Raw genomic sequence first — 14,859 nt, 5'->3', positions numbered from 1 at the left:
GCCACCCGCCCCCCACCCGCGCGTCCCGGCCGGACCTCCCCCCCATCCGGCCGGGGCGCGCGCCCCTGCGTCGTCCTTCAGTGGCCGAGGACGGCGACGGCCCGGTCGAAGGCCGAGTCGAGGCCCTTGGCGAACTCCTCGTCGGTGAAGACCGGTTCGCGCAGCTGCGGCGGGATTCCCGGGCCGTCGAACGTACCGCCCGAGCGGGTCAGGAACTCCTCGTTCGGCAGCCGGATCTGCCAGCCTCCGGGCAGCTCGCGCTCCATCGCGTCGGAGAACACGCCCTGCGTGTTCTCGCCGATCCGCACGGTCCGGCCGGGCCGCTCCATCAGCGCCTGTGTGAAGGTCTCTCCGGCACTGACGGTCGAGCCTCCGGTCAGCACCGCGATCGGGCCGGTGTACCGGGGCGCGGCCGCGGGCCGTACGTACTGCGGCTGCGGGCGGGTGAACCGGCTTGCGTCGGCAGGGTCGTTACGGGCCCGCTTGGCGTAGGCGAAGTACGGGCGGCCGGTGAAGCGCCCGGCGAGCTGGAGCCCGAGCGAGTCGGAGCCGCCGCCGTTGATCCGCAGATCGATGATCAGGCCGCGCAGCCGGGCGGTGCTCGCGCGGGTGAAGATCGTGTCCAGAGCCTCATCCAGTACGGCGCTGTTGGCGGCGAAGTCGTTCGCCTCGGCGTAGCCGCCGAATCCGGAGATACGCAAGTAGCCCTGGCCGCCGGGGAGTTCGGCGTATCCGATCCGGCCGCGCGCGAACTTCCTGAGCTCGGTGCCCTTGAGATCGCGCTTCTCGATGTGCGAGGTGACCTTGGTGTCCAGCTCCTCACCGGGCATCACGGTGCCGGGCCGGGTCATGCCGAAGCGGCCGGTCTCGCCTGCGAACACGGCGACATGCGCGTCATGCAGCGGTGAGACCATCTCCCGGAAGACCGCGAAGAGTTCGGCGTCGGTGGTGCGCGGGCCGATTCGGGGGCGGTAGCGGTCCCGGACCGCCTGCCAGTCGATGCCCTTGGCGGCGAAGAAGGGGTAGTTCTCCTCGAAGGTCTGCCAGAAGACGTCGAAGGCGGCGACCGGTCCGCCGGGCTTCCCCTTGAGGCAGTCGGCGGGCAGGGCGGCGATGCGCCGCAGACCGCGGTCGCCGGGTGAGCCGTCGATATGCATCGCGGCCCGGTCGGGACGGCCCGTGGACCGTACGCTGAAGGCATCGCCGCCTGCGTTGGCGTACCGGGCGGTTCCCGCCTGCCCGCCCGCGCGCCCGGCCGAAACGCCCTTGATACAGCTGACGCCGGTGACCTGGTACTCCTGCAGCCGGCTCCCGTCCAGCGAGAACACCTCGCCGTAGCCGTCGACCTGCCACACACCGGCGGGCGGCTGCGGCGGCTGCGCGCCGGCGGGGGCGAGCGGCAGGGCCACGCTCGCGGTCACGGCCAGCAGCGCCGCCGCCGCGATCGTCCTGCAGATGGTGCCCGAACCACTCCTGAGCTGCATGATGGTGCCTTCCCCTTACGTCGTCCTACGTCGTCGATCACGTACCACCACGATCGACCGTCCGACCTGTCGGGGACATCCCGCTGTCCGGTCACTCCGGGGTGGGGAAAACCCCCACGACTTTTGAGTGATGTGTGGCGGCACCTCGTATTGATGGGCATGAACGAGACGGTTGTCCCGATCACTCCTATCGCCGCCAGAACCCGCCAAGTCCCGCGTAAGGCCGCGTTCTTCGACGTGGGCGGCACGCTGGTGCGGCGGGCACTGTGGAACGAGCCCGGCCTCACCGCGTATCTGCCACGCGGTGGCGGGCGATCTGATGGTGCTGGTCTCCAGCTCTCCGCTGCCCGTGGTGGCGCCGCTGGCCGCGCGCCTGGGCGCGGACGAGATGCTGACCTGCACGCGGGGCCACGGGAAGGGGTACGCCGCACGCACGCTGATGCGGGAGTACGGCTTCCACCCGGCGGACTGCTCGGCGTACGCGGACGAGGCGGCCGACCTCGCCCTGCTGACCGAGGTCGGCAACCCGGTGGTCGTGGGCGACGACCCGGTGCTGCTGCGTCACGCCCGCCGGGGTACGTGGAGAGTGCTCAGCGACGACTGAGGTCGCCGGCCTTGACGTGTCCTGGAGCGTCGCCGGATCCCTTTTGTATGCAAGTGTCGCTTTGTCACGGCCGAGATCCTCTACCAGAGATACAGTGTCTTGCGCTCACGTTGGCTGCTTGCACTCACGCTGATCGTCTTCGCGGGAGTGCTCCGCCCCGGTCCTGCCACGGCAGCGACCCTCAGCGAGGACGAGCGGTTCTGGACGGCCGAGCGCATGGCGGACGCCGCATCTGTTGACGCGGACCAGTACGGGCCGAGGCGGGCGGACACACCTGTCGGCACCAAGAACGGGACGTACTTCGGCGGCCTGCCGATGGTGGGCACGTTCTTCTACGACGGCAAGCCGTTCGGCGGCAGGGAGACATCCTGCACGGGCAGCGTCGTCCACAGCCGCGGGAAGGACCTGGTCCTCACCGCCGCCCACTGCGCCTTCGGCCTCAAGAGCGCCACGCACCCCATCTTCGTACCGCAGTACCGCCACGGATCCTCCGCCGCCGACCAGCCGAGCGGCGTCTTCGAGGTGAAGAGGATCTTCGTCGACCCGAGGTACCGGCAGAACACGACGGAGCCCGTCTCCGATCTGGACTTCGCCTTCGCGCGGCTCGCGCCCAACGGCAGGGGCAAGGCCGAGAACGTCACCGGTTCACTCACCTTCACCCGGGCGTCGGGGTACCGCCACAGCCCCACCGTGATCGGCTATCCCGGCGACGAAGACGTCAACAGAAGGCACCAGGCGCTCCGTTGCGATGTCACCACCTCCCGACTGCCCGGCTTCCGGCAGATGCAGATGGCCTGCGGCGGCTTTCACGGAGGGGTCTCCGGCGGCCCGTGGATCACGGACTACGACTCCCGCACCCGCACCGGCAAGGTCATCGGCAACACTGGCGGCTACAACGGCGGCGGCAACGACCAGAACGTCGACTGGATCACCTACTCACCGCTCTACGCAGCCGACGCGCAGGCCCTCTACGACGACGCCGTCGCGGGCACGAAGGACGCGGACATCAAGCGTCCGCCGTATGTGTCAGGCCTTGGGCAGCTCGGGCAGCTCGGGTAGCTTCGGCAGCTCCGGCAGCACTCCGGTCCGCGCCAGCGCGGCGTACCAGTGGGCGCTGGACTTGGGCGTACGGGTCTGGGTCTCGTAGTCGACGTGGACCGCGCCGAAGCGTTTGCCGTAGCCGTAGGACCACTCGAAGTTGTCCATCAGCGACCAGAGGAAGTAGCCGCGTACGTCCGCGCCGTCGGCGATCGCCCGGTGGACCGCCGAGAGATGGCCGTGCAGATAGCGGATGCGGTCGGGGTCGTGGACCGTGCCGTCGGCGGCCGGTTTGTCGACGTACGCGGCACCGTTCTCGGTGATCACCAGCGGTAGTCCCGGCGCCTCGCGGGTGTAGTGGAGCAGCAGGTCGTACAGCCCGGTCGGGTCGACCGACCAGCCCATCTCGGTGCGTTCGCCTGGCGGCTGGTGGAAGGAGACCGCGTCCGCGCCGGGCCACGGCGAGTGCTCGGCGGCGGCGTGGCCGTCGCTGCGCTCGGCGTGACTGTCAGTGGCGTCCGATACAACTGCAGGTGCGTAGTAGTTCAGTCCGAGCGAGTCCAGGGGGTGCTTGATGACGGCCGGATCGTCGCCGTGGACGAAGGACCAGTCGGTCAGAGCCGCCGTGTCCGCGAACAGATCCTGCGGATACGCGCCCTTGAGGAGCGGGCCCGCGAAGATCCGGTTCGCGAGCGCGTCGATACGGCGCCGGGCGTCCAGGTCACCGGGGCTCTGGCTCCTCGCCCTGACGACGCTCGGGTTGAGGCTGATGGAGAGCTTCGCGCGGGCGGGGAGCACGGAGCGCAGCGCCTGGGCCGCCAGACCGTGGCCGAGGTTGAGATGGTGGGCGGCACGCAGGGCGGCGACCGGGTCGGTGCGGCCGGGTGCGTGGACCCCGGAGCCGTATCCGAGGAAGGCGCTGCACCAGGGCTCGTTGAGGGTGGTCCACATATCGACGCGGTCGCCGAGCGCTTCTGCGACGATACGGGCGTAGTCGGCGAAGCGGTGCGCGGTGTCCCGCTCCGGCCAGCCGCCCGCCGCCTCCAGCTCCTGGGGCAGATCCCAGTGGTAGAGGGTGAGCACGGGACGGATGCCGTGGTCGAGCAGATCATCGACGAGGCCGCGGTAGAAGTCGAGGCCGCGCTGGACGGCAGGGCCGCGGCCGGTGGGCTGTACACGCGGCCAGGAGACCGAGAAGCGGTACGCGTTGACGCCGAGGCCGGCCATCAGCTCGACGTCCTCGGCCCGGCGGTGGAAGTGGTCGACGGCCGTGTCCCCGGTGTCACCGCCCTCCACCTTGCCCGGCGTATGGCTGAAGGTGTCCCAGATCGACGGGGTGCGGCCGCCCTCGCGTACCGCGCCCTCGATCTGGTAGGCGGCAGTGGCGGTGCCCCACAGGAAGGCGGGAGGAAAGGTCACAGGCATGACGGACATGTGTGTGCTCCCAACATGTATGTGGATAGGGGAGTGTGAGGGGGTATCAGCCCTTGACCGCGCCCTGCATGATGCCGCCGACGATGTGCTTGCCGAAGACGACGAACGCGATCAGCAGCGGCAGCGTGCCCAGCAGTGCGCCGGCCATGATCACCGACTGGTCGGGGATATAGCCGCGGCCGAGCCCGGTCAGCGCCACCTGCACCGTGGGGCTGCCGTTCTGGGTCAGCGCGATGATCGGCCAGAAGAAGTCGTTCCACGCCATCACGAACGTCAGCATGCCCAGCACCGCCATCGCTGGCCGGGCCGCGGGGAAGACGACATGCCACACCACGCGCCAGCTGTTCGCGCCGTCCACCCGGGCCGCCTCGATCAGCTCGGTGGGCAGCGCCTCGATCAGGTACTGCCGCATGAAGAACACTCCGAAGGCGCTGACCAGGGTGGGCAGGATGACGGACTGCAGCTGATCGGTCCAGGACAGCTCGGCGATCAGCATGTACAGCGGTACGACGCTGAGCTGCGGCGGCACCATCATCGTGCCGATCACCAGCACGAGCAGCAGGTTCTTGAAGCGGAAGCGGAGTTTGGCGAAGGCGAAGCCGGCGAGCGTCGAGAAGACCACGGTCCCGGTCGCGATCGACCCGGCGACGATCGTCGTGTTGAGCAGGGCGGCGCCCATATTGGCGTCGGTCCAGGCGATCTCGAGATTCTTGAAGAGATTGCCGCCGAACCAGAAGGGCGGGGGAGTCTGCGCGAGCCGGGAGCTGTTGCGGGAGGCCGCGATCGCGGTCCACACCAGCGGAAAGAGAGAGCCGGCAGTGAACACGATCAGTACGGCATAGGTGATCCGGCCACCGTGGAACTGGCGTCCGGCACGTTTGGCGCTGAACATGTCGTCCCCCCTACGCGCTCTTGCTCAGACGGCGGGCGAGCAGCCAGTTCACCGCGCCGATCACCAGCAGGATCAGGAACATCGCCCAGGCGATCGCCGAGGCCCGGCCGAGGTGGAGATTGACCCAGCCCTGCTCGTACAGATAGAGCCCGAGCGTCTGGAACTGGTGGTCGGCGCCACCGGTCGCGCCCGCGCCGCCGTTGAACAGCAGCGGCTCACCGAACAGTTGGGTCGCGCCGATCGTCGAGACCACACAGGTGAACAGGATCGTCGGCCGCAGCGAGGGGATCGTGACATGGATGAACTGCTGCCGGCGTGAGGCACCGTCCAGCGCGGCCGACTCGTACAGATCCTTCGGGATGGCCTGCATCGCGGCGAGATAGATCAGCGCGTTGTAACCCGTCCACCGCCAGATCACGATGGTGGAGACCGCCAGCTGGGAGGTCCATTCGCCGTTCTGCCAGTCGATGTTGTCGAAACCGACCAGCCCCAGCGCCCAGTTGATCATCCCGTAGTCGCGTCCGAAGAGGAGCACGAAGACGAGCGTCGCCGCGGCCACCGAGGTGGCATAGGGAGTCAGCGCGGCCACCCGGAAGAACATCGAGCCGCGCAGCCGGTAGTTGAGCAGATGCGCGATGCCCAGCGCCATCAGCAGCTGCGGCACCGTGGAGATCAGCCCGATGGTGACGGTGTTCTTCAGCGCGTTCCAGAAGAACTCGTCCTCGAGCAGTCGCGAGAAGTTCCGCAGACCCACCCACTCCATGTCGGTGGGCGCCGTCAGCTCCACCCGGTGCAGCGAGGCCCAGCCGGTGTAGAGCAGCGGGAAGAGCCCGAATGCCATGAAGAAGACGAAGAACGGCATGACAAAGGCGTACGGGCTCCACTTCACATCCAGCCGGTAGCGGCGGCTGCGCCGGGCGCGGCGCCGCTCCTCGGCCGCCGACGACACCTGCACGCGCGGCGGGGCCGCGCCCTCCTCCCCCGGGGAGGGCACGGCGGTTTCCGGAGTGGTGCTGTGTTCTGTCGGGGGACGACCACTGGACCCCCGCATGCTCATGCTCACCGGCGCTCACTGGTCCAGAGCGTTGTCGATCGCCTTCACCGCCGCGTCCCAGCCTTCCTTGGGTGAGCGGCCCTTCTGGTCGACCTGGAGCATGCCGATGTCCGCCAGGTTCTGCGCGATGATCAGGTCTTTCGGCCCGATGATCTGGACCGGCACACCCTCGGCGGCCTTCGAGAAGATCTGCCCGATGGGCGCGCCCGCGAAGTAGGCGTGCTTGGCACCGGAGACGGCGGGCAGGGAGTACGCGGCCCTGGCGCTGGGGAAGCTGCCGCGCTTGGCGAAGAGCTTTGCCTGCTGCTCGGGCGCGGTCAGCCAGGCCGCGAGCTTCGCCGCCTCGGCCTTGTTCCTGCCTGCGTCGGGGACGGTCAGGAACGAGCCGCCCCAGTTGCTGGGCCTGGGCGCCGCGGCCACGTCCCACTTGTCCTTGCCGGCCGCCCCGGCCTTGTCCTGGATATAGCCGAGCATCCAGGCCGGGCAGGAGACGGTGGCGAAGGTGCCGTTCGCGTAGCCCTGGTCCCAGGCAGGCGTGAACTGCTGGAGCTTGCCCGTAAGACCTTCCGTCGCGAACGCCGCTGCGATGTCCCAGGCCTGCTTCACGGACGGGTTCGTCTTGTAGACGACCTTGCCGTCCTTGTCGTAGAAGCGGTTCTCGTTGCTGCCGGTTATCGCCTCCATCACGCCGGACGCGGAGTCCACGAACGCCGTGCCCTTGGGCGCCTTGGCCTTGAACTGCTCGCCCGCGTCCAGGTACTTGTTCCAGTCGCCGGCCCACAGCTTGCCGACCGCCTCACGGTCGGTGGGCAGCCCGGCCTTGGCGAAGAGGTCCTTGCGGTAGCAGATGCCCTGCGGTCCGATGTCGGTGCCCAGCGCGATCGTCCTGCCGTCCTTGGTGGTGGCCTGCGCCAGCTTCCACGGCAGGAACGCGTCCTTCTGGACCCCGTCCGCCTTGCCCAGGTCGACCAGCTTGCCGGCCTGAGTGGCGGTGATCTCGGCGATGTTGTTGACCTCGACGGCCTGGATGTCGGCGAGTCCGCTGCCGCTGCCCAGATGTGTCAGCAGCTGCGGGTAGTAGTTCTCGTTCCGCTCGATCGAGGTCTGCTTGATCACGATGTTCTTGTTGAGCTTCATGTACTCGTCGTAGAGGCCGGCCTCCTTGAGACCGAACGCGCCGAAGACGCCTACGGTGAGCGTGGTTGAGCCCTTGCCGCCACCGCCGGCCTTCGACGCGCTGTTGGCAGGTTCGTCACTGTCCTTGGCACAGCCGGCCAGCAGACCGGCGCCGAGCGCGGCGACGACCGCGAGGATTACTGCCCTGCGCATTGCGTCCTCCTTGTGCCCTGACGTGCCGACCTCCCGGCCAACCGGCTTGCAGCGCCGTTACGTTGACGTTCTGCGGCTCGGGCGGGGAACGTGCGGGTTGTGTATGGGTCAGGTACGGTGGGAGCGCTCCCATATGTGATGTGTTGAAGGGTCGCGGCTCCCTGAGGGGGTGTCAAGGCACCCGACGCGTAATGTTCTCGGCCCGGGAAGCCCGGGAAGCCCGGGAAGCCTGGGGAGGCGACATGGTGTCTCGGACCATCCGCACGCGGAACGGCGGGCGGCGTACGGGCAGGCCCACCCTCGAAGAGGTGGCTGCCCGCGCCGGAGTCGGCCGGGGCACGGTCTCCCGAGTGATCAACGGCTCGCCACGGGTCAGCGACCGCACCCGTGCCGCCGTCGAGGCCGCCGTCGCCGAACTCGGTTACGTACCCAATCGCGCCGCCCGCGCGCTCGCCGCCAACCGCACCGACGCGATCGCGCTCGTCGTCCCGGAGCCGGAGGACCGGTTCTTCGCCGAGCCGTACTTCTCCGACATGGTCCGTGGCGTCGGCGCGGCCCTCGCCGACACGGAGATGCAGCTGCTGCTCACACTGGCCGGCAGCGACCGCGAGCGCCGCCGGCTGGCCACATATCTGGCCGCGCACCGTGTGGACGGCGTCCTGCTGGTTTCGGTGCACGCCGACGATCCGATCCCCGACATGCTGGAGCAGCTCTCCATCCCGGCCGTCATCAGCGGCCGCAGGTCCGAGCGGGAGACCCTCGCCGCGGTCGACTCCGACAACTTCGAGGGCGCGCGGAGTGCGGTCGCCCACCTGCTGGCGCGCGGCCGTCGCACCATCGGGACGATCACCGGACGCCTCGATGTGTACGGCGCCCAGTGCCGTCTCGACGGCTACCGCGCGGCCCTGGAGGCGGCGGGCCAGGTCCCCGAGGCCCGGCTGACGGCACCCGCCGACTTCACGGAGGAGGGCGGCCGCCGCGCGATGCGGGAGCTCCTGGAGCGCTGCCCGCACGTGGACGCTGTCTTCGCGGCCTCGGACGTGATGGCGGCGGGCGCGCGTCATGTGCTGCGCGAGGCGGGCCGCCGGATACCGGACGATGTGGCGCTCGTCGGCTTCGACGACTCGGCGGTGGCCCGCCATATGGATCCGGCGCTCACCAGCGTGCGTCAGCCGATCGAGGAGATGGGCCGCACGATGGCCCGGGTGCTGCTCCAGGAGATAAAGAGCGGCTCGGCGGAGCGACCTCAAATCGTGCTCCCGACGGAGCTGGTCGTACGCGAGTCGTCGTAGACCACGCGGACAGAGATCACACGCAGACAGGGATCCCACGCCGGTCCGGCATGAGAGCGCCAACCGCATCGGGATGCCCTCATGAGTAGAACCCCGACTCCTGCTCTACGGGGGAGACGGGCCCGTCCGTCGCGACGCGGCTGATGTTTCTCGGCAGAGGGAGAGCCGCGGCCTGTCCGCGAGGGGGGACGCAGGCAGACCGGGGCGGCCGGGTTGACTGAGCCGTCACTCGATGGTGAGACGACCCGTGCGCAGGATGGCGTGGTTGGCAAAGAGGGCGTCGAGGTGGAACTCGCCCGTCAGGTCGCCGGTCCACTTCGCGTCAGGCAGATCACGGTGCGAGGTCGCCCTGACGGTGCGGGCCCTGGTGCATTGGGTGAGGATCCACCGGGCCTGCGTCTGGCCGGTGGGCGGGTTGGTGTACATGCTCGCGGCCAGCCGCCACAGGTGCTCACCGGTCGCGCTGTCCGACTCGATGACGCCGACGATGGCGACATCCCCGAGACCGCGGGAGTCGCTCGACTGCGTGGTGTACGCGACGGTCAGGTCCTCCAGCGGGAAGAGCGTGATGCGGCTGCAGGTGGAGAGAAGCGCGGGTGCCACGGCGTCAGTTCCGTTCTCTGAGTGGCGCGCGGCCGCCTCACGACGACCGCGCGCGAGGATCAGGTCAGCAGCAGGGGCCGTCGCCGCAGCAAGTCGGCTCGTTGCAGTTCGCCCTGATGCCCCACAGGGACTCGTCGACCGGGTAGCCGGCCGCCCGGATCTTCGCGACGACGTCGACCATCGCCGCCTTGTCCCGGTACCGGGAGTTCGGGGCGTGGTGGATGTACCGGCCATAGCGGCTCAGGCACCACTCGGTGTACTCGGGGCTGTGCAGCATGAACGTGTGCCACGCCGGGTCAACGGTCTTCGAGGGCGACAGGCTCTCGCCGGTGCGCCCCATGACGTCGAGGAACGCGAGGCCCTCATCCATCACACGTTCGGCGACGCCGCGCTCGAGGCCGTACTCGTCGGCGCAGAAGTCGGTGAGCCGTTCGAAGAGTTCGGCGCTGACGAGCTGGCGCCCGGTGACATGTTCAGTTGCGAGAGCGGTCATGCGATGCTCCTTGGGTGCGTCCTCGGCGCGAGGCCTCCCCTCACGCCGTCGTGCACGTGCCGGGCCTTCAGGGGGCCCGTCACTGCCTCGGCCGCGGTCTCCTGGCCGGAGTTATCGGCCGAGGCGGGGTCTTAGTAGTTGCCGTTCGGCTCGTGGTGCAGTGGGTTGCCGGGAGCGGGGATGGTGCGGAAGAAGGCCGTCGTCGTCGCCCGGAATGAGCGGTGATCCGTGTTCCGGCCCGTGTGCGCCATGGCCTACAGCCCCGGCCGAGCCGTACCGCCGTCGGTGGCCACGAACGGGAGTCATGAGCGGCGGCCCCTCGTCCTGTGGCAGGGGCACTTACACCGCAGTTCCTCGATCGGCTTCTCCCATACCCGGGCGCCGGCGAGTCGTACGATGCGATTCCCGGGGCACTCGCCGCACTCGCCGATCCGGCACGCCGGCGCCTTCGCGTCCACAGTCGCGACGCTCACTGTGGCTCGGGTCCCCGGTTCGGCCACGCCGTGCGTCTGTACGCGTGGAAGTGCTCGCCGCGATGGCCGGGCTTGAGGGTGCAGCGCTTCTCGGTACCGCGACGACGCGACCCGGGGTGGTGGTGGGCTTCATGACCCGAGCGCCAGTGGCGTCAGCCTGTGCTGCTCACGGCACGGAGCGCACGCCGACACCGGGACCGGGGGGCCGGACTGCCGCTCATGGGCCTGGACAACTATGGCTGTACCGGACGGTCCCTTGTGCCAGTGGCACCAGCCGGACGGTCCCGCTTCGGAGGCCCCCGAGGGGCGGGTTCGTGAGTCCATGACCAGGACCGTAGGAACAGCAGGCGAGCGGGCGCCTGCCGATTGTGCGGGATTGCGCGGGGGGCTCGGCCGGTTTGACGCGGTTGCTCAGGCGGGCAGGACCATAGCCCGGGCCCGCGCGATCAGCCGGTGTGCCTTCGGCCCGTACGCCGCCGCCTCGTTCAGCCCGTCCCACACCCGCCCGTACAACTCCACCTCGTCGGCCGTCTCGTACGACAACTCCGTGTTGATCGTCTCGACGATGACGCGCTCCTCGTCGAAGATCCAGAAGCCGTGCTTCGGGGTCAGCGGCAGCATCGCACCGAGAGGCACGATGCCCAGCTCCACCGTGCTCATGCCGATCAGCCCGACGAGCCGATCGAGCTGCCCGGCCATCACCTCGCGGGGGCAGATCAGTGCGTGCAGAGCCCCCTCCCACACGAGGACTCGGAACAGCTTGCGCACCTCGTACAGCACCTCTTGCCGCCGCATGCGGGCGTGCACCGCTTCCTCCGTGTCGCGGGGCGACCGCATCAGCGCAGCGTTCTGGATCAGCAGATGCCGGGCGTAGTCCGGAGTCTGGAACAGGCCCGGGATGACGGTCGCCTCGTAGCCGCGCACCGTGGATGTGCTGCGGTACTCGACGACGTAGCGGTCCTGCACCGAGCGGTGTCCGGCGGCGAGTTGCCGGCGCCATGAGCGTTGCTGCGACTCCAGGCCACGGCGGCGGCTCTCCAGATCGGCCGCCTGGCCCGGGGCCGTGGCGCCTGCCCACGCCGTGAGGTCTTCCGCGGTTGCCGTCTGCTTGCCGTTCTCCAGGCGCGACACCTTTGACCGCTGCCAGCCGAGCTGCTCGGCCAAGTCCTTGCCGGTGAAGCCCGCCTCGGCGCGCAGCTCCCGAAGGCGCGCGCCGAGGGCGACCCTCGCGCTCTGAAAGTCCGTGCTCACACAGACGAACGTACCTCCGCCCACACCTCAGCAGTAGGGACAGCGAGAGGCCACGCTGCATCACGCGCCCGACAGGCGGCGAGCACCTGCGCCGGGTCGTCGACCAGCTCGACGCCGATCGTGGTGTCGGTGTCGTCGATGTGCATGCGGACCAGGGTGCGGGAGTCGAACAGCCACAGGTCGAAGTCCGGGAGCCCCAGCCGCTTAGCCTCGGACCGGGGCACGACGCGAATGTCCTCGCCCGCCGCGACGTTGCCCGCCGCGGTTGCCATAAGGAACCGCTGCCCATCCGTGGGCGGCTCGTCGATGATCCGCACGCGGGAGAACGTGGCGCCCTGCTCGGCCTTCTCGCGCACGTTGACGTTCCACGGGTGGCCCGGCTCCGGCGGCGGGTCGATGCCTCGCATGAACGCCTGGAAGCGGGCGCCCTGCCGGTCGGAGACGTAGCCGCGGCGGGTCTCCAACCGGAACGCGGTGTGCTCGAACTCCGAGAAGAGGTGGGCGATCTCCTCGAACGGGATCAGGGCGGGCACGTCACTCCTTGGGGGTGAAGCGGGTCAGCAGTGCACGGGGAATGACGACGAACGTCTCATGCTCGCCGACATCGCGCAGCTGCGCTAGGTGCTCGGGGTCGGTCAGCTGGTCGCCCTGGACGACGATGTCGCCGGTCTCCTCGACCTCATACAGCGTGGGGCAGTTGCCGTGCTCCGAGGTCGTGCCGATGAACTTGAGCGTCATGGTGTGCTCCGTTCTCGCTGGTCGGAGTCTCAGCATGCTGCCAATGGCAGAGCGACTGCGGGGAGTTGCGCGAGATTGCTGACGGAGCCCGCTCGCCGGGCCGTTGCGCGCAACCCGGAGACGACGCAGCACCCGGCCCCGCGGGAAAGGTGGTGCGGGGCTGTCCGTGGCATCGTGCCGTCTCGAGTCGGCGATCATTCGCCGAGCGGCTCGGCGTCCTGCCATCGCCGGACGAACTCCCGGCCCTTTGGGGTGAGTGCCACGAAGATCTCCACAGGCTGGTTGTTGAGGACGATCCCGGGCTGCCCGTGATTCGCCACCCTCCCGATCATGTCGTCGGCGAGAAGGTTCCGGATCAGGAGGAACAGACTCCGGTGAATGGGCCACATCGCGTTCTGGGGCGCATTCGCAGCCTCTTCGAGGAGTCGGCGCTCAAGGTCGCTGTACCGACCGTTGAGGACAGCGAGGTTCGCCTTCCACCGGTGCACCGACGCTGCTGGAATCCGCTTCTCGGTGTCGAACCTGGTGTGGTGGTTCGGACAGAGCGCGATCAGGTTGTCGAAGGTGTGCTGTTGGACCTTCGACCATGGCTCGATGTGAGCGATTTCCACCGGGTCATGCGGCAACTGGGCACGGCGCACGCGTATCCGGACTCTTCGAGCACGGCTCGGCGTAGAGCCGCGGGGAGCGACGGTCTGTCCGGGGACATGCGCGCACCGTACAGCGACGCCCGGCCCCTCGGCGAGGGCGCCAGACGCACGGATTCGGTGGCGCCTCGACGCACGGGTTGCCCCCGGTCGCGCGAGGGGGAGCCGGGTGGCATGTCAGCCGCTACCTTGTGGCCCACATTCCGCACGCCTTGGGGGCCGCCGTGAAAGCGTTCTGGACCATCCTCGCCATCATCCTCGGAGCGCTCGCGCTCGGCGGCTTCACCGCCATCAGTAAGGGAGGCGACACACCCACGCTGATCGGGAACCTCGTCATCACCGGACTCCTCGCCATCGGCGCGTACCTCTGCTGGCAGCGACGCACCCGGGCATGACGAAAGCGCCCCCTGCCCTCCCCGAAGGGTGAACAGGGGGCGTTCGTATCAGGGGTATTGGCGGCGGGTCGGACCCAGGCCGAGGGACAACAGGCCGGGCTTCTCCCTCGGCGGGGGCGCACCATCGTTGCGGCACACCAGCGCATCCGAATCGTCAGCTGGCGCCTGCCACGAGTGGCCGGCTGGGCACGCCTGGCCGTCTGCGCCGTCCTTGCCGTCAGCCCCGTCGTGACCGTCGGCACCGGGCTGACCTTGCGGGCCAGTCTCACCCTGCGGGCCGACAACCGACTGGCCGTCGGCGCCCGGACTGCCGGGGACACCGGTCTGGCTGATGCCGTTCGTGCCGTCGTCTCCCGGCTGGCCGGACGGACCAATGGATCCGGTGGGTCCAATCGGGCCCGGCTCGCCCTGGTGGCCCTTCTCGCCGCGCTGTCCGGCGAGGCCGGGCTCACCGCGGCTGCCCGGCTTCCCCGCGACAGGCGTGCCGCCCAGCTGCTGCACCTGCCGGGCGAGCGCATCCCTCGCCTCATTCGCGGTGCGCAGATCATGCGCCATGCCCTGCGTCGTGATGACGAGGAACGCGAACCCAGCAAGGCACAGCGCCGCGATGACAGTGAACGCCACGTCGGTGCGGAAGCGTGCCGAACCTTCGCTCTTGTGTCGCGTCACGCTCCAGCCCCTGCGACGAGAGATACACGGTCAGCAGGGGCAGCAGCACCGAGGCGATCAGCGCGGCAAAGACGAGACGACGGTCAGCCGCCCGCCGGTCAGCAATCCGCTGCGCTTCCTCCCGGCGGATCCGCGCCTCCTCGATGCCCTTGACCGGCTCCATGATCAGCTTGATCGCCTTGTCGCGGGCCAGCTGCTCCAGCTGGTACCGGTCCATCGAGACCTTGCCGTCCAGGCGCGTGCCGAGCCGGGTCGGCAGGCCGCCGCGCCCACTTCTCCGGGGCCTCGGTGTCCTTCTCGCCTGTCTCTCGGCATGCACCCAGTCCGTAGGTCGCGTAGCTGTCGAGCGGGACGTCGCCGGGCACTGCCGGCTCCTCAACGAACCATGCCGGCGAACCCAGCCATGCGGCCACTGTCCGCCGTGCGCCTCAACGGGGGCCTTGAACCGCGTAGTGCCCTCAGT

General features: G+C 69.3%; 18 protein-coding genes. 4 read left to right on the top strand and 14 right to left on the bottom strand.

Annotation, left to right across the window (positions count from 1 at the left end; all coding sequences use genetic code 11):
• Positions 1-77: 77 nt before the first annotated feature.
• The gene (locus OG735_RS15425; protein ID WP_327323749.1) at positions 78-1,484 is read right to left on the bottom strand and encodes a S41 family peptidase; all 1,407 of its coding nucleotides are present in this window, start codon (positions 1,482-1,484) and stop codon (positions 78-80) included.
• Positions 1,485-1,788: 304 nt separating this feature from the next.
• On the opposite strand from OG735_RS15425, the gene OG735_RS15420 reads away from it, so the two are divergent.
• Together OG735_RS15420 and OG735_RS15415 are read left to right on the top strand one after the other, a co-directional pair.
• A complete protein-coding gene (locus OG735_RS15420; RefSeq protein WP_327323748.1) occupies positions 1,789-2,088 on the top strand; it encodes an HAD family hydrolase in 300 nt (99 codons plus the stop codon).
• Between the two features lie 99 nt (positions 2,089-2,187).
• Positions 2,188-3,147 carry a trypsin-like serine peptidase gene (locus tag OG735_RS15415; RefSeq protein WP_327323747.1) on the top strand — a complete coding sequence of 320 codons (960 nt, stop codon included), beginning with the start codon at positions 2,188-2,190 and terminating at the stop codon, positions 3,145-3,147.
• On the opposite strand, the gene OG735_RS15410 is transcribed toward OG735_RS15415, so the two are convergent.
• Genes OG735_RS15410 through OG735_RS15395 form a run of 4 tightly spaced genes read right to left on the bottom strand, consistent with a single transcriptional unit; the run spans position 3,115 to position 7,835 of the window.
• On the bottom strand, positions 3,115-4,551 hold the full coding sequence (locus OG735_RS15410) for a GH1 family beta-glucosidase (protein WP_327328328.1): 1,437 nt from the start codon (positions 4,549-4,551) through the stop codon (positions 3,115-3,117). The genes OG735_RS15415 and OG735_RS15410 overlap by 33 nt on opposite strands.
• A gap of 55 nt (positions 4,552-4,606) precedes the next feature.
• Positions 4,607-5,452: a carbohydrate ABC transporter permease gene (locus OG735_RS15405; protein ID WP_327323746.1), complete on the bottom strand. Its 846-nt coding sequence runs from the start codon at positions 5,450-5,452 to the stop codon at positions 4,607-4,609.
• A 10-nt stretch (positions 5,453-5,462) separates the two neighbouring features.
• Positions 5,463-6,503 carry a carbohydrate ABC transporter permease gene (locus tag OG735_RS15400; RefSeq protein ID WP_327328327.1) on the bottom strand — a complete coding sequence of 347 codons (1,041 nt, stop codon included), beginning with the start codon at positions 6,501-6,503 and terminating at the stop codon, positions 5,463-5,465.
• An 18-nt stretch (positions 6,504-6,521) separates the two neighbouring features.
• The gene (locus OG735_RS15395) at positions 6,522-7,835 is read right to left on the bottom strand and encodes an ABC transporter substrate-binding protein (RefSeq protein WP_327323745.1); all 1,314 of its coding nucleotides are present in this window, start codon (positions 7,833-7,835) and stop codon (positions 6,522-6,524) included.
• Positions 7,836-8,077: 242 nt separating this feature from the next.
• Here OG735_RS15395 and OG735_RS15390 point away from each other — a divergent pair, with 242 nt between their 5' ends.
• Positions 8,078-9,127 (top strand): LacI family DNA-binding transcriptional regulator, encoded by a 1,050-nt coding sequence (locus tag OG735_RS15390; RefSeq protein ID WP_327323744.1) that lies wholly within the window; start codon positions 8,078-8,080, stop codon positions 9,125-9,127.
• A 225-nt stretch (positions 9,128-9,352) separates the two neighbouring features.
• Here the strand turns inward: OG735_RS15390 and OG735_RS15385 are convergent, their stop codons facing one another.
• The 7 genes from OG735_RS15385 to OG735_RS15360 all read right to left on the bottom strand — a co-directional run bounded on the left by OG735_RS15385 (position 9,353) and on the right by OG735_RS15360 (position 13,296).
• On the bottom strand, positions 9,353-9,730 hold the full coding sequence (locus tag OG735_RS15385; RefSeq protein ID WP_327323743.1) for a hypothetical protein: 378 nt from the start codon (positions 9,728-9,730) through the stop codon (positions 9,353-9,355).
• Positions 9,731-9,794: 64 nt separating this feature from the next.
• The gene (locus OG735_RS15380) at positions 9,795-10,223 is read right to left on the bottom strand and encodes a hypothetical protein (RefSeq protein ID WP_327323742.1); all 429 of its coding nucleotides are present in this window, start codon (positions 10,221-10,223) and stop codon (positions 9,795-9,797) included.
• 131 nt (positions 10,224-10,354) lie between these two features.
• Positions 10,355-10,474, bottom strand: coding sequence for a DUF7848 domain-containing protein (locus tag OG735_RS41930; protein ID WP_442812431.1), 120 nt, complete (start codon positions 10,472-10,474; stop codon positions 10,355-10,357).
• A gap of 633 nt (positions 10,475-11,107) precedes the next feature.
• A complete protein-coding gene (locus OG735_RS15375) occupies positions 11,108-11,947 on the bottom strand; it encodes a helix-turn-helix domain-containing protein (RefSeq protein WP_327323741.1) in 840 nt (279 codons plus the stop codon).
• Positions 11,944-12,480, bottom strand: a complete 537-nt coding sequence (locus OG735_RS15370) for a DUF6879 family protein (RefSeq protein ID WP_327323740.1) — start codon at positions 12,478-12,480, stop codon at positions 11,944-11,946. The genes OG735_RS15375 and OG735_RS15370 overlap by 4 nt, the downstream gene beginning before the upstream one ends.
• A 1-nt stretch (position 12,481) precedes the next feature.
• Entirely contained in the window at positions 12,482-12,685 is a 204-nt protein-coding gene (locus OG735_RS15365; protein ID WP_327323739.1) for a hypothetical protein, read from the bottom strand.
• Between the two features lie 194 nt (positions 12,686-12,879).
• A complete protein-coding gene (locus tag OG735_RS15360; RefSeq protein ID WP_327323738.1) occupies positions 12,880-13,296 on the bottom strand; it encodes an HNH endonuclease signature motif containing protein in 417 nt (138 codons plus the stop codon).
• Between the two features lie 260 nt (positions 13,297-13,556).
• Here OG735_RS15360 and OG735_RS15355 point away from each other — a divergent pair, with 260 nt between their 5' ends.
• Positions 13,557-13,727 (top strand): hypothetical protein, encoded by a 171-nt coding sequence (locus tag OG735_RS15355; RefSeq protein WP_327323737.1) that lies wholly within the window; start codon positions 13,557-13,559, stop codon positions 13,725-13,727.
• 48 nt (positions 13,728-13,775) lie between these two features.
• Here the strand turns inward: OG735_RS15355 and OG735_RS15350 are convergent, their stop codons facing one another.
• Positions 13,776-14,282: a collagen-like protein gene (locus OG735_RS15350; RefSeq protein WP_327323736.1), complete on the bottom strand. Its 507-nt coding sequence runs from the start codon at positions 14,280-14,282 to the stop codon at positions 13,776-13,778.
• Positions 14,272-14,613, bottom strand: a complete 342-nt coding sequence (locus tag OG735_RS15345) for a hypothetical protein (RefSeq protein WP_327323735.1) — start codon at positions 14,611-14,613, stop codon at positions 14,272-14,274. Before OG735_RS15345 ends, OG735_RS15350 begins: the two co-directional genes overlap by 11 nt.
• Positions 14,614-14,859 lie beyond the last annotated feature (246 nt).

It is taken from the genome of Streptomyces sp. NBC_01210 (assembly GCF_036010325.1).
Classification (GTDB): domain Bacteria; phylum Actinomycetota; class Actinomycetes; order Streptomycetales; family Streptomycetaceae; genus Streptomyces.
This window is presented reverse-complemented; position numbering and strand designations above follow the sequence as displayed.